This is a genomic window from Streptacidiphilus fuscans (genome assembly GCF_015690355.1).
GTDB lineage: Bacteria > Actinomycetota > Actinomycetes > Streptomycetales > Streptomycetaceae > Streptacidiphilus > Streptacidiphilus fuscans.
Genome location: NZ_JADPRT010000004.1, coordinates 272,021 through 294,741 on the forward strand (window position 1 = coordinate 272,021; position 22,721 = coordinate 294,741).

Below are 22,721 nucleotides of genomic sequence, written 5' to 3' on the forward strand. Positions count from 1 at the left end.
TCCCAAAATGTCCGATTTGCAAACGATCGTGCGTCGTAGATAGGGGGGTTGCCCACCCCTCGGCAGCCCCTGCACAGTGGTGGACGTCGGGCCGCGCCGGACGGGCACAGCCCCCGGGAACGTCGGACCGACCATCTCGCAGAACCGCGACCGTAGGCACTCCCTTGCCTGCTGCGGGACGCGAGAGACCTACCCCCTAGCAAGGAGATTTGCTTCAGTATGGCTATCCGCATCCCGTCGCTGCGTACCCTGTCCGTCTCCCTCGCCGGCACCGCCGCCCTCGCCTCCGTCGCCGTCATCGGCGCCTCCGGCATGGCCTCCGCTGCCGCTCCGACCGACGCACAGTCCGTCGCGGCCTCGATCGTTCCCGCGGACCAGCTCGCTTCCTTCGACGCGATCATCTCCCACGAGAGTGGCTGGAACGTGAACGCGACCAACGCCTCCTCCGGTGCCTACGGCCTGGGCCAGGCCCTGCCGGCCTCCAAGATGGCCTCCGCCGGCGCCGACTGGCAGACCAACCCGGCGACCCAGATCAAGTGGGCGCTGAGCTACATGAACTCCACCTACGGCAGCCCGAACGCCGCCTGGTCCTTCTGGCAGGCCCACAACTGGTACTGATCGGCCCTTGCCGACGGTTCCTCCCGGTCCCTTCCCGGGGCCTTCGGAGGAGTGACTCACTCCTCCTCGGCGCAGATGGCGGAGACGAACTCCGCGACGCGCGCCTGCGGCAGATGCCGCGCCACGTCCGCCTCGCTGATCATCCCGATCAGCTTGTGCTCCGGATGATTGATCACCGGAAGCCTGCGGACCCGGTGCTGCTCCATCACCCGTAGCACCTGCTCGATGTCGTCGCTGCCCTCGATGGTCAGCGGGCGACCCCGGGCCAGCTCCCCGGCCGTGGTGACGGCCGGGTCGAGACCGGCCGCGATGCACCTCACGACGATGTCGCGGTCGGTGATGATGCCCATGAGGCGGTCGTTCTCCCCGCAGATGGGCAGCGCGCCCACCCCGCGGTCCCGCATGAGCTTGGCCGCCACGGCGAGCGACTCGTCCTCGGTGACGCACTGGGCGCCTGCGTGCATGATCTGGTCTGCTGTGGTCATGATGCGGCCTCCTGTGTCGCGTGGCCTGCAGCACTCTCCTCCGGTTCCCCCGTACTTCGGTTCCTCCCCGCACTTCTCATCGTAGGCTGGCTAGGCTCGGCCGGGTGATCACTCGTACCCCCGTCGTCCGGACCGAACGTCTGCAGCTGTTCCGCCCGACGGCGGACGACCTGGCGGCCGTCGTCGCGGTCCACTCCGATCCCGAGACCAACCGCCACAACCCCCACGGCCCCACCCCGCCGAACGCCTGCGAGCAGTGGCTGCACGCCTGGATCGAGCAGTGGGAGCAGCGGGGGATCGGCTATTTCTCGGTCGGCCTCGCCGACGCGTCCGACGAGATCGTCGGCTTCGCCGGGGTGAAGTTCGCGCCGATCCGGATCGCCGGACGCGACGAGTTCACCGCCTTCAACCTCTACTACCGCTTCCGGCCCACCGCGTGGGGGCGCGGCTTCGCCGCCGAGGCGGCGGGCGCGGCGCTGGAGTACGCGCGCCCTCTCCATCCGGACGTGCCGGTGTACGCGCTGATCCGGAACGACAACACGCCGTCGCTGCGCCTGGCCGCGCGCCTCGGCTTTCACAGCACCCAGGAGGTGGACACCGAAGGACGAGGTGTCCACCTCCTGGCATGAGCAGGGCGCGAGTGAACGGCGCACGCTGACCACTGGACGAAGACTGCTGACTCCCTGTGAATTGGCAGGGACAGAGGTGACGGACCTGCCAAAGCGGGCAGGACTTGGGGCGAATGTCCCGGTAGGTTCGCCTTTCTGATGGGTCGCGAGCTCGGGGAACTCCCAGGCTTGTCCCAGGCCCCGACAGGTCGGCGGGCCACGCTGTCGCGACATGAAGGTGCTTCCCCGGCGGCGTAGGGCCGCCCTGTCGTATGCCGTAGTGGGCGTTGTGCTGGTGGCGGGCGCGGGCGGCGCCTACGCGGCCGTGGACGACGGCAGTTCCACCGCGAAGACCCAGACCAAGACCGCGACCGTCGCCCAGGGCACGGTGGAGTCGACGGTCGACGGCTCCGGTTCGCTGGTCTCACCCTCCGACGCGGGGGTCAACTTCGTCACCGGTGGCACGCTGACCGAGGTCGCGGTGGCCCCCGGCGAGAAGGTCACCCAGGGAGAAGTCCTGGCGAAGGTCGATCCGACCACCGCGGACGAGGCGCTCAGCGCCGCGCAGACCGCGCTGACCTCGGCTCAGGCGAACCTGGCCAGTGTGGAGGCGGGCAACAACTCCACCCCGGCCACGGGTTCGGGCGCGACCGGATCCGGTGGCGGCGCGGGGGCACGTTCGGGCGGTGGGCAGGGTGGCGGGGCAGGTGGTTCCGGCGGTTCTACAGGCTCCCGCCCCGGTGGCACCCCGTCGTCCGGCCGCTCCGGCTCACCGAGGCCGCGTCCGCCGAAGCCCAGCGGCACGCCGTCGGCCGGCCCGTCCACGAGGCCGACCGCGCCCGCGTCCTCCTCCCCGTCCGCGTCGGCCTCTCCAAGCGCCTCACAGTCGGCCTCGCAGGCGGTCTCGCAGGCGGTCTCGCAGGCGGTCTCGCAGTCGGGCGCGGCCGGTGGCGTGGTCCAGGCCGCCGCCATGTCCGACGTGCTGGCGGTGACCGCCGCCAGCGCCACGCCCACCGTGAACCCGGTGCAGTTGGCCGACGCCGAGGAGCAGGTGACCTCGGCTCAGAACGCCGTGACCGCCGCGAAGGCGGAGGTGGCCGGCACGGTCATCACCGCGCCGCTGAGCGGCACGGTTGCCTCGGTGGCCGGCAAGGTCGGCCAGACCGTCTCCGGCTCCGGCGGCGGCTCCTCGTCGAGCTCCGGTTCCGGCTCCGCTTCGAGCTCACCCTCCGGGTTCGTGGTCATCACCAACCCCACCGGGATGGAGGTGAGCGCCGACTTCTCGGAGGCCGACTCGCTGAAGTTGCAAGCGGGACAGTCCGCCACGGTGACCCTGAACGCGTCCGGCGCCACGCTTCAGGCCAAGGTGCTGTCGATCAGCTCGATCCCCGTGAGCAGCAGCTCCTCCGGCTCCGGGGGCGGAGGCGGCGGCGGTGGCGGCGGTTCCTCGACCGCGGTGCGGTATGCCGCGACGATGGTCGTCACCGGTGACACCAGCAACCTGCAGACAGGCCTCAGCGCCAGCGTCCAGGTGGTCACCAGCAGCGCCGCGGACGCCCTCTATGTGCCGACCACGGCGGTGACCGGTGCCGGCGGTACCAGCGGCAGCATGGTGACCCTCGTCCGCGCCGACGGCAGCACCACCAGGGAGCCGGTCACGCTGGGCGTCGAGAGTGACACCGCGGTGCAGATCACCAGTGGCGTCAGCCTGGGCCAGAAGGTCGAGCTGACGGTGGTCTCGGCCGGCGGCAGCAACGGCTTCCCGAGCGACGCGTTCCCCGGCGGGGCCGGCAACTGAGCGGCGCGGGCGGCTGAGGGGTCGGCGGGCCGGATGCACAGCCTGATGACAGGCTCTCCGGCGTGGGCTGACAGGTGGGACTCCTAGCGTCAGGGAACGAACCACCCCCTGACTCCAGGAGACCACTGCATGTCCACCTCACTCTCGGAGCCGCTCCCCTCGGGTGCCCCGAGCCATGACCCCGGGAAGGCCGATGAACCGGGCCGACCCGTGCGCGGATGGCGTCGGCTCCTGTTCGGCTCCGGCTCGCAGCCGCGCTGGGTACGACCGGCGTTCTGGGGGCTGCTGCTGGTCACCGCGGTCCTCTACCTCTGGGGACTGGGCGCGTCCGGCAACGCCAACTCCTTCTATGCGGCGTCGGTCTGGGCCGGTACCAAGAGCTGGAAGGCGCTGTTCTTCGCGGCCCTCGACCCGAGCAACGCGATCACCGTGGACAAGCCTCCGGCGGCCCTGTGGGTGATGGCGCTCTCCGGGCGGATCTTCGGCTTCAACAGCTGGAGCATGCTGGTTCCGCAGGCGCTGGAAGGCGTCCTCGCGGTCGGGCTGCTCTACTCGGCGGTACGCCGCTGGTTCGGCCCGGCAGCCGGACTGATCGGCGGATTCGTGCTGGCCTTCACACCGGTCGCGGCGCTGATGTTCCGGTTCAACAACCCCGACGCGATGCTGGTGCTGCTGATGGTGCTGGCCTGCTGGGCGATGGTCCGGGCGGTCGAGAACGGACGGGTGCGCTGGGTGGTGCTTGCCGGCGCCGCCGTGGGCTTCGCCTTCCTGGCGAAGATGATGCAGGGCTACGTGATCATCCCGGCGCTGGCGCTGGCCTACCTCTGGGCGGCGCCGGTCTCGTTGGGCAAGCGGTTCCTGCACATGCTCTGGGGAGCGCTGGCGATCGTCGTGTCGACCGGCTGGTTCGTCCTCGCGGTCGCGCTGTGGCCGGCCTCGTCGCGCCCGTTCATCGGCGGGTCCAGCAACAACAGCGAGTGGCAGTTGGCCATCGGTTACAACGGCCTCGGCCGCGTCTTCGGCGGTGACGGCAACCCCAGCAGCGGCGGCGGGGGCGCGGGCCCCGGCGGCGGAGGCGGCGCGAGCGGCATGTTCGGCGGCGCCACCGGGATCACCCGGATGTTCAGCTCCACCTTCGGCGGCGAGATCTCCTGGCTGCTGCCGACCGCCCTGATCGCGCTGGTCGCGCTGCTGGTCTTCGCCTGGCGTGCCCCGCGCACCGACCGGGTGCGGGCGGCGGCGCTGCTGTGGGGCGGCTGGCTGGTCGTCAACGGCGTCCTCTTCAGCTTTATGAGCGGGATCATCCACCCCTACTACACGGTGGCGATCGCCCCGCCGATCGCGGCGCTGGTCGGCATCGGCGCGGCCGAGATGTGGCGTCGCAGGGACGACGTCCGGGCCCGGACGGTGCTGGCGCTGATGACGGCGGCGGCCGGGGTCTGGGCGTTCGTCCTGCTGGACCGGGACGCGTCCTGGCTGCCGTGGTTGCGGTGGGCGGTGCTCGTCCTGGCCCTGGCCGGTGCGGCGGCGCTGGTGGCGGTCGCCCAGGCGCGGCGCGCGATGGCGGTCACCGCTGTCGTGGTCTCGCTGGTCGGCGGCCTCGGCGGCGGAGCCGCGTGGGCCGTGGCCACCGCGTCCCAGCCGCACAGCGGCTCCATTCCCACCTCCGGGCCCAGCGGCGCCGGAGGGGCGGGCGGGTTCGGCGGCGGTATGCCCGGCGGCGGTCAGGGCGGCGCGTCGGCGGAGATGCGGAAGTACATCCAGGAGACGTTCGGCGGCCGCGCGGGCGGGACGGGTGGCTCGGGCGGCGCCTCCTCGTTCGGCGGCGGCATGGGCGGTCCGGACGGCGGCACCGCCAACTCCGCGCTGGTCAAGCTGCTGAAGAGCACGAACACCCGCTGGGCGGCGGCCACGGTCGGCTCGCAGCAGGCGGCGAGCCTGGAGCTCACCAGCTACAAGGCCGTGATGGCGATGGGCGGCTTCAGCGGTAGCGACAACTCGCCGACGCTGGCCCAGTTCGAGCAGTACGTGGCCCAAGGCGAGATCCACTACCTGATCGCCGGAGGCGGGATGTCCGGCGGGACGTCGGGCAGCGCGACCGGGGGCACGTCCGGCGGTGGCCGGAGCACCGGCGGCTCGACCGGAACCGCCGGCTCGACCGGCTTGCCCGGGTCCGGCGGTTCGAACGCTCCGGGCGGCGCAACGAGCGGCGCACCGTCCCGGACGGCCAGTGGGGAGTTCCCCGGCGGGCCGGGTGGGTTCCCCGGCGGCGAGGGCGGTTTCGGCGAGACGCGCGGTGGGTCGGGCGGATTGCCCGGCGGCGCAGCGGGCGGCGCGGGAGGCGGCGCAGGAGGCATGTTCGGCGGGACCAGCAGCAACCAGATCAGCCAGATCGAGTCGTGGGTGAAGGCCCACTACAAGGCGATCACGGTGGGCGGCCAGACCGTCTACGACCTGACCCAGCCCAAGAGCTGACACTGCATCACCCCAGGGGCCGGTCCGCGCACGCGGGCCGGTCCCGTCGTGTCCGCGCGCACGGCCGCTCCAGGCGGTGCCGAGGGCTGGATCAAAGGTCTGAATGGTGGTTCACTTCTTTCATGGCCTACCGCGAGACCCCCGCCGTGCGACGTCGCCTCGACGCCGCACGCGACCGGCTGGTCGCCGAGGCCACGGACGTCGTGGCCGAGGTGGGCTGGGCCGGGGCGTCGGTGACGGCGGTGGCCGCTGCCGCCGGGATGTCGGCGGGCTCCGTCTACCAGCACTTCTCGTCCAAGGCGGCGCTGGCCGTCGAGGTCTTCCGGCGCGCCTCCGGGCGTGAGGTGGAGGTGCTCGGCGAGGTGCTGCGGGACGGCGGCGGGGATCCGGTCGAGCGGCTCGCGCACGGGGTCGAGGTCTTCGCGCGGCGCGCGATGGAGCGTCGCGGGCTGGCGTACGCGCTGCTCGCCGCGCCGGCCGACCCGGCCGTCGGCGCGGAACGGCTGGAGTACCGCCGCCGCTACCGTGCGCTCTTCGCGGAGGTGGTCCGCGAGGGCGTCGCAGCTGGGCTGCTGCCGGAGCAGGACCCCGGGATCACCGCCGCCGCGCTCACCGGCGCGATCGGCGAGATCCTCGTCGATCCGCTCGTCGACCCGTCGGACGCCGCCGAGCGCCTGGTCGCCGAACTGCGTGCCCTGTCCCTGCGCTGTGCGGGCGCCTCGCCCGCCCCTGCCTGATCTCGACCGACGGAGGATCCGATGAGCACCGCCGCTGACCTGCCGCTGCGCAGCGAGCCGAGCGCCCGTACGCACGAGGTGACCAACCAGGTCCCGCCGCTTGCGGGCCATGACGTCGCCGCGGACCCGGTGCTGATCGAGGGCCTGCGCCGCGAGGGCGCGGGCTGGTACGAGGAGGACCTGCACCGGGTCGGGCGGCTGGCCGGCAGCGAGGAGGTCCAGCACTGGGCCGACCAGGCCAACCGCCACGAGCCCGAACTGCGCACCCATGACCGGTACGGCAACCGCATCGACGAGGTGGAGTTCCACCCCGCCTACCACCAGCTGATGGACGTCGCCGTCCGCGAGGGCATGGCGGGCGCGCCGTGGGTCGACGCCCGTCCCGGCGTCCATGTCGCCCGCGCCGCCGCCTTCATGACCTGGAGCACCGCCGAGGCCGGGCACGGCTGCCCGATCTCGATGACCTACGCCGTCGTCCCCGCGCTCCGGGCGCAGCCCGAACTCGCCGCCCAGTACGAGCCGTTGCTGGCCAGCCGGGTCTACGACCCCGGGCTGCGCGCCCCGCTCGGCAAGCGCGGGCTGCTGGCCGGGATGGGCATGACGGAGAAGCAGGGCGGGACCGACGTCCGCGCCAACACCACCACCGCCGTCGAGCGCCCGGACGGCACCTGGCGGCTGCGCGGCCACAAGTGGTTCACCAGCGCGCCGATGAACGACGTGTTCCTGGTCCTGGCGCAGGCGCCCGGCGGGCTCTCCTGCTTCCTGGTGCCGCGCGTGCTGCCGGACGGCAGTCGGAACACCTTCCGGATCCAGCGGCTCAAGGACAAGCTCGGCAACCGCTCGAACGCCAGCAGCGAGCCGGAGTTCGACGACACCGTCGCCTGGCTCGTCGGCCCGCAGGGGCAGGGCGTGCGGACCATCATCGACATGGTCACCATGACACGGCTCGACTGCATCCTGGGTTCCGCCTCCGGCACCCGCGCCGCGCTGGCCCAGGCGGCGCACCACGTCCGGTACCGGTCGGTCTTCGGCGCCAAGCTGATCGACCAGGCGTTGATGCGCAACGTCGTCGCCGACCTGGCGCTGGAGTCCGAGGCGGCCACCACGCTCGCGCTGCGCGTCGCGGGCGCGGCCGACCGGGCCCAGCGTGGCGACGCGGGAGAGCGGGCCTTCCTGCGGCTCGCCACCGCCGTCGGCAAGTTCTGGGTCTGCAAGCGTCAGCCCGCAGCCGTGGTGGAGGCGCTGGAGTGCCTCGGTGGCAACGGTTATGACGAGACGTCGGGAATGCCCCGGCTGTATCGCGAGGCCCCGCTCAACGGGATCTGGGAGGGCTCCGGCAACGTCCAGGCCCTCGACGTGCTCCGCGCGCTGGCCCGCGAGCCGGAGTCGCTGCACGCCTTCGCCGCCGAGATCGAGGCCGCCAAGGGCGCCGACGCCCGCCTCGACGCGTCCTGGGACGCGGTCCGCGCGGAGCTCGCCGATCCGGAGCAGGCCGAACTGCGCGCCCGCCGCCTGGTCGAGCGCCTGGCACTGACGCTCCAGGCCTCGCTACTGGTCCGGCACGCGCCGGCGGCCGTCGCCGACGCGTTCTGCGCCTCGCGGCTCGGCGCGGACCGCTCGCTGGTCTTCGGCGCACTGCCGACCGGGCTGGACCTCGCGGCCGTGATCGAGCGGACGCCGACCGGTCTGGGTGGCTGAGGCCTGAGGGCCCTTTGGCGACCGGGGCCTGGCGGTGGCCGGCCGGCGGCGGGGAGCCGGCAAGCGGGATCTGACAAGCTGTGCACCCGTGACCACCTGGAACAGGACCCTGGACGCGGCCGGGGTGCACGAGCCCGCCCTCCGGGCCGACTACACCGCGCAGCGCCGCGCGATCTCCCGGTACCGGCCTGAGGCGTACCTCGCGGTCCGGCTGCTCGTGCCCGCCGCGCTGGTACCGCATGTTGTTGTGGCGACCGCGTTCATGCACCGCAACGACGACGTGCTCGACTCGGAGGACGGGTCGGCGGACCGGGAGGTCCGCCGCGCGGAGTACGGGAAATTCGCCGCGTCCGTGCTGGACGCGCTCGCGGGCGGCACTCCGGCCGGACCGGAGGCACAGCTGCTGCGCGCGCTCGCGCACACCGCGTCCGTCCGGCCCGAACTGCGCGAGGCCGTCGAGGAGTTGCTCCGGAAGGAGCCCGTCGACCTGGACTTCGACGGCTTCACCACCGAGTCCGACTACCAGGGTTACCTCGACGCGTACGCGTTGCCCGCGCTGATGGTGATCGCCTGTCTGCTCGGTCCCGCCCCGGCCCCGCCGGACGGGCGGTTCCGGGACGCCTGCCGCACGTTCATCGACGGCAGCCAGCGGCTCGACTTCGTCAACGACCTCGCCGAGGACCTGGCCTCGGGCCGGTTGACCGTGCCGACCCAGCTGATGGACGACTTCGGCGTCACGCGTGCGGATCTGGCCGGGGGAGCGTCCTCCGGGACTGCGGCGCTGATCGCGCACCTGCTGGGGCTGGCCCGTACGACCCTGGCGCAGAGCCACGCGCTGGTCGCGCTGGTCCCGCCCGAGAACCGGCCGATGATCCGCGCGCTGATCGGTCTCGAGGAGCTCACCGCGGTCGCCGCCGCCCGCAAGGGCCCTGCGCTGCTTCAGGGTTCGGCCCGTCCGTCCGTGCCCTCGGCGCTGGCGCTGCTGCTGCGCGAGTACCGCGAGGCCAGGCGGGTTCGCAGGGGCCGATCCGGCACGCGGTAGGTTGTCCGACCGTGCGCGTCGCCGGGAGCGGCCTCGCGCACGGAGCGGAACACGAAACGGGGGACGAGTGGTGGCACGGACCAAGCCTGGGCGGACGTCGCAGAAGAAGCAGAAGAACGGGCAGCCCGAGCGCCGCGGGCTGGAGTGGGACGGCCCCGCGCGCGGGCGGAGCAGGATCCCGAGCCGGTCCGCCGCGCGTGAGGGGTTCAGCTGCAGCGGAGTCATCGCGTTCTTCGCGGTGCTGGCACTCACCATCGGCGCCTGCGTCGGCGTGGTGATCGCCGTCGAGGGCATCGGCACGCAGCTCGGCCTGCGCGAGAGCCCGGTGCTGCAGATGACGATCATGGACTGCGTGGTCGTCCCGAGCGGCAAGTCGACGACCACCAACTGCGAGGGCTCGGGAGATCCGGGCCGCAGCGGCGTCACCTCCGGCCTGTGGAAGATCGACGACGCGGACGCCGACTACCGTTTCGGCACGCGCCTCGACGTCCGGTGCACCCCTTCGGGCGACTGCACAGTGATCAGCATGGGCGGCTTCGCCGAGGACCTGGCCGGGCTGGCCGTCGCGCTCTTCTTCGCGTCGATGGGGTTGCTCAGCTGGGTGCTGCTGACCGGGAACATGTTCGCCCCCAGGCGGCTCGCGCTGGCGCGCCAGTGGCTGGGGCAGTTCCGGCGGATCACGCGCCGGGTCACGCTGGGCTGGTTCGGCGTGCTCGGCGCGATGCTGGTGGCGGCGTTCGTCCTGGGTGTGCTCGGCTGACCAGGTGTGCCGAGCTGACCGGCGCGCGTACCGTGGAGATGTTCCCGGGGGGTACGCCACCTTGGCACCACGGAAGGCGGCCCGCGATGAGCCTGCTCCACCGACACAAGACGCCCGCAGCCAAGCCCCGTGTCGACGACATCGTCGACTCCGAGGGCGGCGGCTTCCACCACGCCGCACGGCAGCCGATGGTTGACGTGGCGCCCTACGCCAGCGACGGGCGTTACCGGCTGGTCCGGCTGGGCGACCACACCGAACCGCTGGCCCGCGAGGAGTTCGTCCCGCGGATCCACCAGCTCTACCCGCAGCTCGACCTCGACGACGCCGAGATGGTCCATTGGGCCGATCGGCCCTGGGAGTGGCCGACCTGGCACCCCGGCCAGGCCTGAGGTCTCGCCGCGGCCCGGTTCACCCGTGCGGACCTGAGCGCGCGCTCGGCCCGGAGACGACGCCGTCTCCGGGCCGGGCCGTCGTGCGGCGCGTCCCGACGGCCCGACGGGAAATCCTGTGGTCACCGGCCGGGAACCCGTCCGTGCGATCTTGCCCGTGCGATCTTGTCCGAACGGGTTTCCTTGGACCGTCAGCTGTGATTCCCTGTGTTCTTCCGTGCCCGTGCGACGCGTGTTCGCACTGGTACCTGCCGGTTTCCGTGCTACCCCGATCGGCGGGCGCTCCGCGAGCGGCGTGCGGGGAAGGTGGGAAGATTGGGGAGCAGGAGCGATCTCCCCTCGGGCTCCGGGCGGTTACCTGACCATGCGATCAGACGAGCAGGGCGGCGGTCCCGGTGCCCGCCGCGCGGCGGCGGGCGGGCAGGCGCGTCCCGGTGGACTGCTGACCATCCCGATCGCCACCGCGCTGATCGAGGACGACGGCCGGATCCTGCACTGGAGCGCCGACGCCGAGCTGCTGCTCGGCTACACCGCTACCGACGCCGTCGGTCGCTACGCGGCCGACCTGCTGACCACCCCCGAGAGCCGTCCTGAAGTGGTGCAGCTCTTCGAGTCGATAGTCGCCGGACGGAGCTGGTCCGGCGTCTTCCCGGTCCGGCACCGGGACGGGCATCTGGTCAACCTGGAGTTCCGCACTCATCCGCTGACCGGCCCGAACGGGCACCCGCTCGTCCTCGCCGTCGCGTCCGACGTGCGCTCGCTGCGCCGGCTCCAGTCGAACCTGGCGGTGCTCGACAGCTTCTTCACCCAGTCGCCGGTCGGCATGGCCGTCTACGACGACAAGATGCGCTTCGTTCGGCTCAACCACGCGCTGGCCGAGATCAACGGCCTCACCATCGAGCAGCACCTGGGCCGCACCATCTCCGAGGTGCTGCCGGGTCTGAACGGCGAGGAGATCGAGGCGGTGATGCGCAGCGTGCTGACCAGCGGCGAACCCGTCGTCGATGCGCGCTCGCACGGCACCACCCCTGGTGATCCCGAGCACGAACACGCTTGGTCGGCGGCGTACTTCCGGCTGGAGGAGCCGACGTCGGGCCGGGTGCTCGGGGTCAGCTCGACCATCGTGGACGTGACCGAGCGGTACCTGGCCGAGTCGCGGGCGGGGCGGGCGCGCGAGCGGCTGCAGATCCTCTTCGACGCCAACTCCCGGATCGGCACCACGCTCGACCTGGTGCGGACGGCACGCGAGCTGGCCGACACGATGGTGCCGAAGGTCGCCGACCTGGCCGCCGTCTTCGTCCTGGAGCGCCTCGTCTCCGGCGATCCGGACGCGGACGAGGAGGGCCACGAGCCCGGCGGCGCGGGGCGGGCCCACCCGCACGCGCATCACCACGTCCACGGCGGCGACGGCGACGGGGACGACGCGGCGGTCGGATCGATCGGATCCTCCCCGCCGATCGACCGGGTACGCAGACTGGCCGTCGCCTCCGCGGGCACCGGACCGGCCAGGCAGGCGGGCTCGGCCGACATCGCCGTCTTCGACATCCCGCCCGACTCGGCCTACGCCGTCGCGATGGCCACCGGACGGACCGTCACCCTGCCGCCCGACCAGCCCGGCCGCCTGCTGGCGACACTGCTCGGCGCGAACGGCCAGCACAGCGCCGCCGCTCCGACCGGCGCCGGCCCGGCGTCCAGCAGTACCGCGTTCGGCAGCACAGCGTTCGGCAGCCCGGTGTTCGGGAGTGCGGAGCCGACCGTCGAGCAGATGGTCCGTCAGTTCGCGGACCACGCAGCAGGTTCGGCGTCGGCAGCGCAGGACGGGGACGAACTGGGGCCGGTCCGGATCACGCCGCTGGTGGCCCGGGGCTCCGTGCTCGGGATGGTCGTCTATCTGCGCCGCCCGGGCCCTGAGGCGTTCGAGAGCGAGGACGTGACCCTCGGCGACGAGCTCGCTGCCCGCGCCGCAGTCGCCATCGACAACGCCCGGCTCTACCTGCGCGAGCACCAGACCCTGCTGGAGCGGCAGCAGACGCTCGCCCAGGCCAACGCCGCCCGCGAGCGGCTGGCCCTGGTCAACGAGGCGACCAAGCGCATCGGCACCACTCTCGACCTGCAGCGCACCGCCCTGGAGCTGGGCGAGGTCGGCACCCAGGGCCTCGCCGACGCGGTCGTGGTCGAGGTGCTGGAGGAGCTGGTCAGCGACACCGGGGAGGCCGCCGGGCCGCGTGGACCGGCCGACCGCTCCGCGTTGCTGCGTCGCCTGGCGTTCCACACCCGCCCCGGCGCGGGCATGAACCCGGTGGCCCCGGTCGGCGACGTGCACCGGTTCCACCCCGCCACGCCCTACGCCTGGTGCCTGGCGCACCGGCGTCCGGTGCTGGTGCCGCAGGTGGACGAGCAGGCGCTGCGCTGGTTCGACGCCGATCCCGCCCGCGCGCAGGCCGTCCTGGACGACGGCATCCGCACCTTCATGGTGGTGCCGCTGATCGCGCGCGGCATGGCGCTCGGCGTCGCGGCGTTCTACCGGACCGTCACCGACCGCCCCTTCGACGCCGAAGACCTGGCGCTGGCAGGGGAGTTGGCGGCCCGCGCGGCCGTCTCCATCGACAACGCCCGGCTCTTCACCCGCGAGCGGGACGCGTCCCTGGCGCGCGAGCAGGCGCTTGTCGAGGCGCACGAGGCTCAGGCCAGGCTGGCCCTGCTCAACGACGCCTCCACCCGCATCGGCACCACGCTGGACCTGCAGCGGACCGCCGAGGAGCTGGTCGAGCTGGTCATCCCGCGGTTCGCCGACTTCGTCACCGTCGACCTGCTCGACTCGGTCGTGGAGAACGGTTTCGGCGACGACGAGCCGCACATCCCCGAGGACGGGCGTGTGCTGTTGCGCGCCGTGGCCGTCGGCGAGGTCAACGGCATCGACATGGTCGGGGCCGCCGACCAGGTCGGCCAGGCGTCCCAATCCGCCGCCGTCTACGCCGAGAGCCTGCGCACCGGCCGCTCCATCCTGATCGACCAGGTCGACGAGAGCGCGCTGCACCGGATCACGGCCCACCCGGACCGGGTGGAGCCCGCGTTGAAGGCGGGCGTCCACTCGTATCTGATGGTCCCGCTGCTGGCCCGCGGCGCGGTGCTGGGCGGGGCCGAGTTCATCCGGATGGTCAACCCCGTCCCGTTCTCGCCGGAGGACGTCGCGCTCGCCGAGGAGTTGGCCGCGCGGGCGGCGATCGCCATCGACAACGCCCGCCTTTACCGGCGCGAGCGCAACACCGCGCTGATGCTCCAACACGCGCTGCTGCCGCAGGAGATCCGGACCACCCCCGGCCTCGACATCGCCTACCGCTACCTGCCCGCCAGCGTGATGAGCGAGGTCGGCGGCGACTGGTTCGACGTGGTCCCGCTGACCTGCGGCCGGGTCGCCCTGGTCGTCGGCGACGTGATGGGCCACGGCATGCAGGCCGCCGCCAGCATGGGCCAACTGCGCACAGCGGCACGCACGTTGATCGCCATGGACCTGGCTCCTGACCGGGTGCTGCGCCGCCTGGACGAGACGGCGGCGGCGGTCGGCGAGGGCCAGTTCGCCACCTGCGTCGTGGCGGTCTTCGACCCGGTTGACGGCAGCGTCTCCATCGCCTGCGCCGGTCACCTTCCGCCGGTGCTGGTCGACCCGGACGGCACTGCCAGGCTGCTCGAACTGCCGACGGGCGCCCCGCTCGGGGTGGGCGGCGTGCCGTTCCGCAGCGTCGAGTTCACCCTGGCCGGGGACGCGGTGCTCTGCCTCTACACCGACGGCCTGGTCGAACGGCGCGGCCGGGACCTGGACGTCGGCCTGGACCTGCTGTGCCGGACCGTCGCCGAGAAGCGCGCCTCGCTGGAGGAGCGCTGCGACGCCGTCCTCGACGCGCTCACCGCGCGCAGCAGCGAGGACGACATCGCCGTCATCATGGCCCAGGCGCTGCGCCGGCAGACCGACTGGATCGCCACGCTCGAACTCTCCGGCGACCCCGAGGTCGTCGGCAAGGCCCGGCACTTCGTCCGCGCCACCCTGGCCGGGTGGGGCCTGGACTCGCTCTCCGACGTGGCGGAGCTGCTGGTCAGCGAGGTCGTCAGCAACGCCCTGCTGCACGCGGACCAGCCGACCCAACTGCGCCTGATCCGCGACCGGGTGCTCACCATCGCGGTCACGGACACGGACGCCCGCGCCCCGCGCCTGCGCCACGCGTCCATGGAGGACGAGGGCGGCCGGGGCATGCACCTGGTCAACGAGCTGGCCCGGCGCTGGGGCAGCCGAGCGCTCGCGAACGGCAAGGTGGTCTGGATCGAACTGGAACTGCCCCACTGGGTCACCGGCCCGACGGAGACCCCCGCAGGCGGGGACGGCGACGGGCTGGTGACGAACGGCCTGTAGGACGGACGGCCCGTGGGACGGACGGCCCGTGGGACGAGCAGCCCGTGGGACGAGCGGACGTGTCGGGGTCAGCCGTTGATCGGGGCGATGACGGCGGCCGTGCCGTAGGCGCAGACCTCGGTCCCGTTCCCGGCGGCGTCCGAGACGTCGAACCGCATCATCAGGATGGCGTTGCCGCCGCGTGCGCGGGCCTGTTCGATGAGTCGGTCCATGGCCTGGTTGCGGCTCTCGACCAGCGTCTTGGTCAGCCCGCGAAGCTCGCCTCCGGCCAGGGACTTGAGCCCGGCGCCGATCTGGGTGCCGATGTTGCGGGAGCGGACGGTGAGGCCGAAGACCTCGCCGATGATGCGCTCCACCTTGTAGCCGGGGATGTCGTTGGTGGTGACCACCAGGACATCGGGGGTGTGCTGTCCGCCGCCGTACTCGTCGATGTTCGCCATGTGCCGCATTCTTCCCCGGTCCACGCCGCTGTGGCAGCAGGCACGACGGGGACCGTGCTGGACTGTTACGGGCGTGGCAGGCGGCCGTTGCAGTCGGCCGGAGACTGAGCGCGCGTCAGCTCAGGCCGCGGAACGCGGAAATCGTGGTGCTCGACGCCGTGTAGAGGGTGGACCCGGAGAGTGCGAGAGTCCAGGACTGCGTGCCGGGACCGGACGAGCGGCTCCAACGGGTGCTGCCGTCGGAGGTGTTGAACACGGAGACGCCGCCCGAGGAGGACATGGGTGCCGCGATCAGGTCTGCATCCACGACCATCGCCGGGCCGGTCGTCCCGCCGAGCCCGAAATACTCGACCGTAGGCGTGCTGTGCCACAGCTGCCTTCCGGTCTGCAGGTCGAGCGCGAACAGGGAGCTGTCGCCGGACGAGACGATGACCTTGCTGCCCACGACCCAGGTGGTCTCAATGCCCTCGGGCGCGTCCAACGCGGTCCACAGCCGGGCACCGGTGGCAGGGTTCAGCGCGATCATCTTGGTGTCGCCGACGAGCAGCACCCCGGTGGACGCCGTGAGATTCAGGGATGGCCCTGCGGCCAGCAGGTTCGGCACGGCCCACAGTTGACGGCCGGTGCGTGCGTCGAGGGCGGAGACAGTGCCGGAGTCGTAGAGCAGGAACCGGGTGCCGTCGGAGACGACCTTCCTTTTGTCGGAGACGGTCGTACTCGACCACAGCACCCGACCGCTCGCCAGCTCCACGGCGACCAGGGTGAAAGTGAGGGTGGTGTCCAGGCCCGACAGCAGGGCAACACCTCCCGCGCTCGCCTCCAGGCGGTCGATGGTGGCGCCGTTCGAGGGGACGACGGGGCTGCAGTAGAGCTGCCTGCCACCGGCGTCGAGCGCGGCCAGACGGAGGGTGTCCGTATTGACCGTGCCGAGCAGCAGGCTGCCCGTCACGCCGAGCCAGCTCATTGCGGGGTTGAAGGAACTCGGGGGCGCGTTGATCTTTCCGGTCCAGGCGGGGGCGCCGGTGGCGGAGTGGAAGGCCTGCGCCTTCGAATCGTCCCAGCAGACCAGCACGTCACCGAGGAGTTGCAGGGCGGCGGTGTTGCTCACGGAGGCGGGTTGCTGCCACAGCGGCGCGGGCCCGGTCGAGACCGTGGGGCCGGAGTTGGCGTGAATCCCGAGCGTTCCGAGCAGCCTGTCGCCCCAGCCGGTGTTCAGCGCGTACGCCACTCCGCCGCCGACCGCGAGCAGCGCCGCGCCGCCACCGGCTGCGGCCATCCTGAGCACGCGCCGCCGATCTGGACCGGGGGCGGGGGCGGGGGCGGGACCAGGGCCGGGGGCGTGAGCCTGGGCGGGGACCGGTACGGAGCTCGGGGCCAGGGTCGAGGTGGGCAGTGAGGCGACGGGCACCGGCGGCGCGGACAGCATCCGCTCGGCATACTGCCGACGCTCGGTCAGTTGCCGCTGCAGGGCGGGGACCACGAGCGCGCCGGAGTCGATGGGGCCGAGAGCCTCCAGCAGCTGCGGGACGGTTGGGCGGCGGCTCGGGTCCTTGTCCAGGCAGGCGGCCAGGAGTGGGGCCAAAGCTGCTGGTACGCCCTCCAGTTGGGGTGGCTCGTGGACGACCCGGTAGAGCACCGCCGGGGTCTGGCCCGCGCCGAAGGGGTGCGCACTGGTGGCCGCGTGGACCAGCACGCAGCCGAGCGAGAAGACGTCCGCCGGAGCCCCGGCGGTGTGACCTGCCGTGAGCTGTTCGGGGGCGAGATAGCCGGGGGTGCCGACCGCCGCGCCGGTACGGGTGATCTGGGTGCCCCCGGAGCCGTCGACGGCCCGGCTGATGCCGAAGTCGATCACCTGCGGCCCCTCCGCCGCGATCAGCACGTTGCCCGGCTTGAGGTCCCGGTGCACCAGGCCTGCGCCATGGATCGCCGCCAACGCCTCGGCGAGGCCCGCGCCGAGCGCGCGCAGAGCCGGCTCGGCGAGCACGCCGAAATCGCGCACCACCTCGTGCAGGGTGGGCGCGGGCACGTACGCCGTGGCCAGCCAGGGCGGCACCCCCTGGGCGTCGGCGTCCAGCAACGGCGGCGTCCGGAACCCGTTCACGCGCTGCGCAGCCGCGATCTCACGCTGGAACCGGGCACGGAAGTCCGGAGTCTCGGTGTGCTCGGGGCGGATCACCTTCAGCGCCACCAGCCGCGCGTCAGGCGAACGCGCCAGATACACCTGCCCCATGCCGCCCTCGCCGAGCAGTTCGAGCAGCTCGTACGGCCCGATGCGCGTCACGACTTCCCCGTCGGCTGCCATGGCGTCGAGCGTAGCCGAAGTATCTGACAGCCCACCAACTCCGGGGGCAGGCCCGGAATCGCAGTGGATCTGCGACACGACCGACGGAACGACCGGCCTCGATGGAGCGGGCGAGATGGGAGGCTTGGGCCTCGACGGGACCACGGGACCACAGTGTCGAGGGGACGAGGGCTGCATGTCGGACGGTCAGGAACCGGCGGAGGCCGCCGCCGGTGAGGTGGGGACCGAGGAGCGCAGGCTCCGAAAGGACCTGGGGTTCTGGGGGCTCACGTCCATCGGGTTCTCCAATATCGTCGGGTCCGGATGGCTCTTTGCCGCGATGTACGCGGCGCAGACGGCTGGTCCGGCCTCGCTTCTGGCCTGGCTCGGAGCCGGGGTGCTCTGCGGGCTGGTCGCGCTCGTGATGGTGGAGCTCGGCGTGTCCCGGCCGGAGGGCGGGGGGACCGTGCGCTGGCCGCTCTTCGCCAGCGGGCGGCTGGTCGGGACGCTCATCGGCTGGTCGACGCTGCTGTCGGTGGGCGGGACCGCCGCCGAGATCAGCGCGATCATGCGGTACGCCGGGCACTACCTGCCCTGGCTGTACAGCAACGGCAGCCTCACCGGGCGGGGGCTGGCCGTGGCGCTGGGGCTGAGCGTGCTGCTCACCGCGCTGAACTGGTTCGCGGTCCGGCTCTTCGCGCGGTTCAACAACCTGGTGTCGATCTTCAAGATCCTCGTGCCGGTGATCACCGTGACCGCGCTCTTCGCGTCCGGTTTCCACTCCGGCAGGTTGACCGCCCCGGCGCACGGAGGGTTTGCCCCCTACGGGTACGCGTCCGTGCTCAGCGCGCTCGCGGCCGGCGGCATCGTCTACTCGCTCAACGGCTTCCAGGCCCCGCTGGACTTCTCCGGCGAGGCGCGCAACCCCCGGCGCACCATGCCGGGTTCGGTCCTCGCTGGGATCGGGTTGGCGCTGGTGCTGTACCTGGCGCTGCAGTTGGCGTTCCTCTACACCGTCCCCGAGCGCCTGCTGGGCCACGGCTGGTCGGGCGTCAGCTTCGACTCGCCGTTCGGCGAGCTCGCGCTGATCCTCAACCTGCAATGGCTGTCCAGCCTGCTCTACGCGGACGCGGTCGTCTCGCCGGGCGGGTCGGCCTACGTCGGGGTCGGGATCGACGCCCGCCACACCTACGCCCTGGCGAAGAACGGCACCCTGCCGCGCTTCTTCATGCGCGTCAGCGGACGCGAAGGCGTCCCGCACCGGGCACTGCTCCTCAACCTCGCCGTGATCGCCGTCTTCCTGCTCCCGTTCAACGGGTGGCAGCAGATCGTCAGTGTGATGGGCGACATGTATCTGCTGATCTACGCCGCCTCCGCGGTCGCCGTGGCGGTCTTCCGAGGTCGTCCCGACGGGCGACTGCGCGGCTGGATTCCCGGGCTCGCCTGGATCGCGCCGCTCAGCTTCATCGTCTCCAGCGAGTTCGTGTACTGGTCCGGATGGCACGATCTGCGTCTGGCGTTGCCGATGGTGCTCATCGGCCTGCCGATCTTCCTGCTGCTGCGGCCGGAGCACCGCGAGGAACCCCTGCGTGCGGAACTGCTGCGTGGCGTCTGGCTTGTGTTCTACCTGTTGGCACTGACACTGCTGTCCTGGCTGGGCTCGTTCAAGGGCTCGGACCGGCTCCCCGCGCCGTACGACTCGATCACGGTCGCCGTGGTCTCGCTGGGGGTGTTCGTCTGGGCGGTGCGGGAGGGGCGCAGTCTGCCCGTCGCGGCGCCCGAGGCCGCTGGGGAGGGGGATCAGCCGGGCTGACCGTCGGCAGCGGGGTCGTGCAGGGGGGGTGTCGACCTGCGCCGACCGATTTTGACATCTCTTTACAACCCCGCCTCTCGCTGGGTCGTCTCTCTCGTCGCTCATCCCGAATGAGAAGGAGACGCACGACATGCGCAGCAGGACACCCGCTGGAATCGCGTCCGCCGCGATAGCCCTCGCCGCCGCCGCGGTGGCGTTCGCGCCGCAGGCGAACGCCGCGACCGCGGAGGCCGCGACGGCCACGCCGCTCTGCTCGGCCTCGCAGCTCACCGCCGCGCTCGGGGGCGGCGACGCCGGAGCCGGTCAGATCTACACCTACCTGGTTGTCACCAACCACAGCTCGTCGGCCTGTCAGGTCACCGGGTACCCGGGCCTGTCCATGCTGGACGCCCACGGCGCCCAGATCGGCGTGCCCGCGACGCGCGAGAGCATGACCTACAACTCCGTCGTGCTCGCGCCGGGCGCGTCGGCGAGCGACACCATCCACACCGTCAACCGGCAGACGAACAACCCGGGCGAGTGCCTGCCGACCTCGACCGACCTGCGGATGTACGCGCCGGGCAGCAAGGTCGCGCTGACCTTCGCGGGCAAGATCACCGACTGCGACCACACGTTCTCGGTCACCCCGTTCGGCCCCGGCAACACCGGAAACCCGTCGAACGGGCCGCAGCCCACGCAGACCCCGACGGGAGTCCCGTCCGCCACGCCGACCCAGGGCGCCTCGGGCGGCAACGGCGGCGGTACCGGCACCCCGACCCCTTCGGCGTCGGCGAGTGCCGAGGTCACCGCGGTGCCGAGTGGCGCCCCGGACACCGGCTTGGCGTCGACGTCGTCCGGGAGTGGCGACACCGGGCTGATCGTCGCCGGTGCTGCCGGCGTGCTGGTGCTGGGCGGCGCGGGTGCGGCGGCGCGTCGCCGGTCGCGCTCCCGGGCGCGGGGCTGATGGCGGCTCAGTTGCGGCAGTACGGGGTGCGGGGAGCGGTCGCGGCGCTGGTCGCGGCGGCCGCCCTCGTGCTGGCCGGCTGCGGCTCTGGCTCGTCCGGCGGCGTGGCCGGGGCCACGCCGAGTGATCCCGGAGGCAGCACCATGGCGTCGTCGACCGCGCCTGCCTCCGCCGCTCCGCTCGCGCGGTCCGTCCCGGCCCGGCTGCGGATTCCCGCGATCGGCGTCGACACGTCCGTCATGCAGGTCGGGCTGAACCCCGACGGCACGGTGGGCGTGCCGCCGATCGAGGCGAACGCGCCCGCCGCCTGGTACAACGGCTCTCCGACACCGGGGCAGACCGGCCCGTCCGTGATCCTCGGGCATGTGACGGTCGGCAGCTACGGGGACGGCATCTTCCTGCACCTCGGCCGGCTGCATGCGGGCGACCAGGTGGAGGTGACGCTGCAGGACGGTGTGACCGCCGTCTTCCGAGTCGATTCCGTGCAGACCGTGGGGAAGTCCAACTTCCCTACAAATGCCGTGTACGGGAACGTCGACCACCCCGCGCTGCGTCTCATCACGTGCGGCGGACCGCACCTGAGTGGCGGCGGCTATCCGGACAACGTGATCGTCTACGCCTCTCTCAGCGGATCCTGACACCCGACCGCCGCCCGGCTCGATGTAAGGAGAGCGGTCATCGCGTCACACTCCGAGGAGGACGCAGCCGACCTGTTCCGCAGCCTCTACCCGCGGCTCGCGGGCTGGTGCCGTCGTCTGGTCGACGACGACGGCACTGCCCACGAGATCGCCGCGGAGGCGTTCACCCGGCTGTGGGCCCGCTGGACCAAGGTGGAGGAGCCGACCGGCTTCCTCTATGTGACCGCGGCCAACCTGGTCCGCGACCATTGGCGCAGACTTGAGCGCGAGCGGCGGGCACTTCGGCATGCCGGAAGGGAGGAAGCCGTGAAACAGCAGCCGGACGCGGCGGACGACCCGTCCGTCCGCATCATGGTGGAGTCCCTCCCCGAGCGACTGCGTGACCCGGTGCTGCTGTACTACTTCGCGGACCTTCCGGTGCGGGAAGTCGCGGTACGACTCGGCCGCAACGAGGGCACCGTCAAGTCCGACCTGCACGCCGCCCGCGAACTGCTCCGCGCGACCCTTGGGGGACTCCATGAACGGACCCGCTGACCCACGCGGCCACGCGGGCGACCCCGACGAGCGCGACCTTCCCGAGCGCGATCCTGTCGGGCCCGAGTCCGACCTGCCCGGGCCCGGCATGCCTGAGTCCGACGGCCCTGAGGCCGGCATCCCTGAGTCCGACGGACCGGAGCCGCTGGGTGACCTCGGTGATCCTGGCGACATCACCGACCTCGGGGACATAACCGACCTCGGCGACCTCGGTGATCTCGGCGACCTGCTGGGGCTGCCGATCGAGCCGATGCCCATCCCCGACGGCGCGTTCGCGCAGATCCGGCGGCGCGCCGTGCGGCGGAAGCGCAAGCGGGCGCTCGTCGGTGCGACCGCGTGCGTCGCCGTGCTCGGCGTCTCCCTCTACTTCGTCGGCGTACCCGCCCCGCAGGGGCCGGGAGAGGTGGTCACCCCTCCAGCCTCCGCGACCCAGGCCGCTCCCACGCCCTCCCCGGTCGCCACGTCCCCCATCCAAAGCGCGACGCCCAGCGCCACACCCACCACTGCGCCCAGCCCCAGCGCGAGCCCCAGCACCTCCGTGCCCACACCGCAGGTGAGTGCCTCGGCGACACCAGGGGTCGGACCCACGAGCTCCGGTTCCGGCGGCGGGGCGACGACACCACTCTGCACGGCCGCGCAGCTCGGCGCGGCGCTGGGCAGCGGGAACGCGGGCGCGGGCCAGATCTACACCTATCTCGTCGTCACCAACCGCAGCTCAACGGCCTGCCACGTCACCGGCTACCCCGGCCTGTCCATGCTGGACGCGCATGGCACCCAGATCGGCGCGCCGGCGACCTACGAGCACATCGCGTACAGCCCCGTCGTCCTCATGCCGGGCGCGTCAGCGAGCGACACCATCCACACCGTCAACCGGCAGACCAACAGCCCCTCGGAGTGCCTCCCCACCTCCACCTCGCTGCGGATCTACCCGCCCGGCAGCCGCGCCTCGCTCGTCTTCCCCGGCCAGGTGACCAACTGCGACAACCTCTTCTCGGTCACCCCGTTCGGCCCGGGCGTCACCGGCAACCCGCCCAACTGACAGGACGGGTGCGGTCGG

The 22,721-nt window shown here is 72.3% G+C and carries 18 protein-coding genes; 15 read left to right on the plus strand and 3 right to left on the minus strand.

From position 1 onward, the window contains the following. Nucleotides 1-219 precede the first annotated feature (219 nt). Nucleotides 220-618: an aggregation-promoting factor C-terminal-like domain-containing protein gene (locus I2501_RS11870; protein WP_196193879.1), complete on the plus strand. Its 399-nt coding sequence runs from the start codon at nucleotides 220-222 to the stop codon at nucleotides 616-618. A 56-nt stretch (nucleotides 619-674) separates the two neighbouring features. On the opposite strand, the gene I2501_RS11875 is transcribed toward I2501_RS11870, so the two are convergent. Continuing rightward, nucleotides 675-1,103: a CBS domain-containing protein gene (locus I2501_RS11875; protein ID WP_196193880.1), complete on the minus strand. Its 429-nt coding sequence runs from the start codon at nucleotides 1,101-1,103 to the stop codon at nucleotides 675-677. 104 nt (nucleotides 1,104-1,207) lie between these two features. Here I2501_RS11875 and I2501_RS11880 point away from each other — a divergent pair, with 104 nt between their 5' ends. From I2501_RS11880 to I2501_RS39205, 9 genes are all read left to right on the plus strand, one after another. Next, nucleotides 1,208-1,732: a GNAT family N-acetyltransferase gene (locus tag I2501_RS11880; protein ID WP_196193881.1), complete on the plus strand. Its 525-nt coding sequence runs from the start codon at nucleotides 1,208-1,210 to the stop codon at nucleotides 1,730-1,732. 259 nt (nucleotides 1,733-1,991) lie between these two features. Further along, complete coding sequence (locus tag I2501_RS11885; RefSeq protein ID WP_196193882.1) at nucleotides 1,992-3,509, plus strand: efflux RND transporter periplasmic adaptor subunit; 1,518 nt, start codon at nucleotides 1,992-1,994, stop codon at nucleotides 3,507-3,509. A 129-nt stretch (nucleotides 3,510-3,638) separates the two neighbouring features. After that, on the plus strand, nucleotides 3,639-5,984 hold the full coding sequence (locus I2501_RS40210) for a glycosyltransferase family 39 protein (RefSeq protein WP_196193883.1): 2,346 nt from the start codon (nucleotides 3,639-3,641) through the stop codon (nucleotides 5,982-5,984). A gap of 122 nt (nucleotides 5,985-6,106) precedes the next feature. Then, nucleotides 6,107-6,721: a TetR/AcrR family transcriptional regulator gene (locus tag I2501_RS11895; protein WP_196193884.1), complete on the plus strand. Its 615-nt coding sequence runs from the start codon at nucleotides 6,107-6,109 to the stop codon at nucleotides 6,719-6,721. A 21-nt stretch (nucleotides 6,722-6,742) separates the two neighbouring features. Continuing rightward, nucleotides 6,743-8,419, plus strand: coding sequence for an acyl-CoA dehydrogenase family protein (locus I2501_RS11900; protein WP_196193885.1), 1,677 nt, complete (start codon nucleotides 6,743-6,745; stop codon nucleotides 8,417-8,419). An 88-nt stretch (nucleotides 8,420-8,507) separates the two neighbouring features. Further along, complete coding sequence (locus I2501_RS11905) at nucleotides 8,508-9,461, plus strand: phytoene/squalene synthase family protein (protein ID WP_196193886.1); 954 nt, start codon at nucleotides 8,508-8,510, stop codon at nucleotides 9,459-9,461. A 70-nt stretch (nucleotides 9,462-9,531) separates the two neighbouring features. Further along, nucleotides 9,532-10,221, plus strand: coding sequence for a hypothetical protein (locus I2501_RS11910; RefSeq protein WP_196193887.1), 690 nt, complete (start codon nucleotides 9,532-9,534; stop codon nucleotides 10,219-10,221). Between the two features lie 86 nt (nucleotides 10,222-10,307). Then, nucleotides 10,308-10,610 (plus strand): hypothetical protein, encoded by a 303-nt coding sequence (locus I2501_RS11915; RefSeq protein ID WP_236046151.1) that lies wholly within the window; start codon nucleotides 10,308-10,310, stop codon nucleotides 10,608-10,610. 364 nt (nucleotides 10,611-10,974) lie between these two features. Then, nucleotides 10,975-15,015 (plus strand): SpoIIE family protein phosphatase, encoded by a 4,041-nt coding sequence (locus I2501_RS39205; protein ID WP_236046152.1) that lies wholly within the window; start codon nucleotides 10,975-10,977, stop codon nucleotides 15,013-15,015. 68 nt (nucleotides 15,016-15,083) lie between these two features. Here the strand turns inward: I2501_RS39205 and I2501_RS11930 are convergent, their stop codons facing one another. Continuing rightward, nucleotides 15,084-15,455 carry a YbjQ family protein gene (locus tag I2501_RS11930; protein WP_196193888.1) on the minus strand — a complete coding sequence of 124 codons (372 nt, stop codon included), beginning with the start codon at nucleotides 15,453-15,455 and terminating at the stop codon, nucleotides 15,084-15,086. A 115-nt stretch (nucleotides 15,456-15,570) separates the two neighbouring features. After that, on the minus strand, nucleotides 15,571-17,757 hold the full coding sequence (locus I2501_RS11935) for a protein kinase domain-containing protein (protein ID WP_196193889.1): 2,187 nt from the start codon (nucleotides 17,755-17,757) through the stop codon (nucleotides 15,571-15,573). A 175-nt stretch (nucleotides 17,758-17,932) separates the two neighbouring features. Between I2501_RS11935 and I2501_RS11940 the strand changes: the two genes are divergently transcribed. The 5 genes from I2501_RS11940 (at nucleotide 17,933) to I2501_RS11960 (ending at nucleotide 22,703) form a co-directional block, all read left to right on the plus strand. After that, nucleotides 17,933-19,549 (plus strand): APC family permease, encoded by a 1,617-nt coding sequence (locus I2501_RS11940; protein WP_196193890.1) that lies wholly within the window; start codon nucleotides 17,933-17,935, stop codon nucleotides 19,547-19,549. A 130-nt stretch (nucleotides 19,550-19,679) separates the two neighbouring features. Next, nucleotides 19,680-20,492 carry a DUF4232 domain-containing protein gene (locus I2501_RS11945; protein WP_196193891.1) on the plus strand — a complete coding sequence of 271 codons (813 nt, stop codon included), beginning with the start codon at nucleotides 19,680-19,682 and terminating at the stop codon, nucleotides 20,490-20,492. Next, nucleotides 20,492-21,130: a class F sortase gene (locus I2501_RS11950; protein WP_196193892.1), complete on the plus strand. Its 639-nt coding sequence runs from the start codon at nucleotides 20,492-20,494 to the stop codon at nucleotides 21,128-21,130. Before I2501_RS11945 ends, I2501_RS11950 begins: the two co-directional genes overlap by 1 nt. Before the next feature lie 39 nt (nucleotides 21,131-21,169). Beyond that, complete coding sequence (locus I2501_RS11955) at nucleotides 21,170-21,664, plus strand: RNA polymerase sigma factor (protein WP_196194138.1); 495 nt, start codon at nucleotides 21,170-21,172, stop codon at nucleotides 21,662-21,664. Further along, complete coding sequence (locus I2501_RS11960; protein ID WP_196193893.1) at nucleotides 21,648-22,703, plus strand: DUF4232 domain-containing protein; 1,056 nt, start codon at nucleotides 21,648-21,650, stop codon at nucleotides 22,701-22,703. The genes I2501_RS11955 and I2501_RS11960 overlap by 17 nt, the downstream gene beginning before the upstream one ends. Nucleotides 22,704-22,721 lie beyond the last annotated feature (18 nt).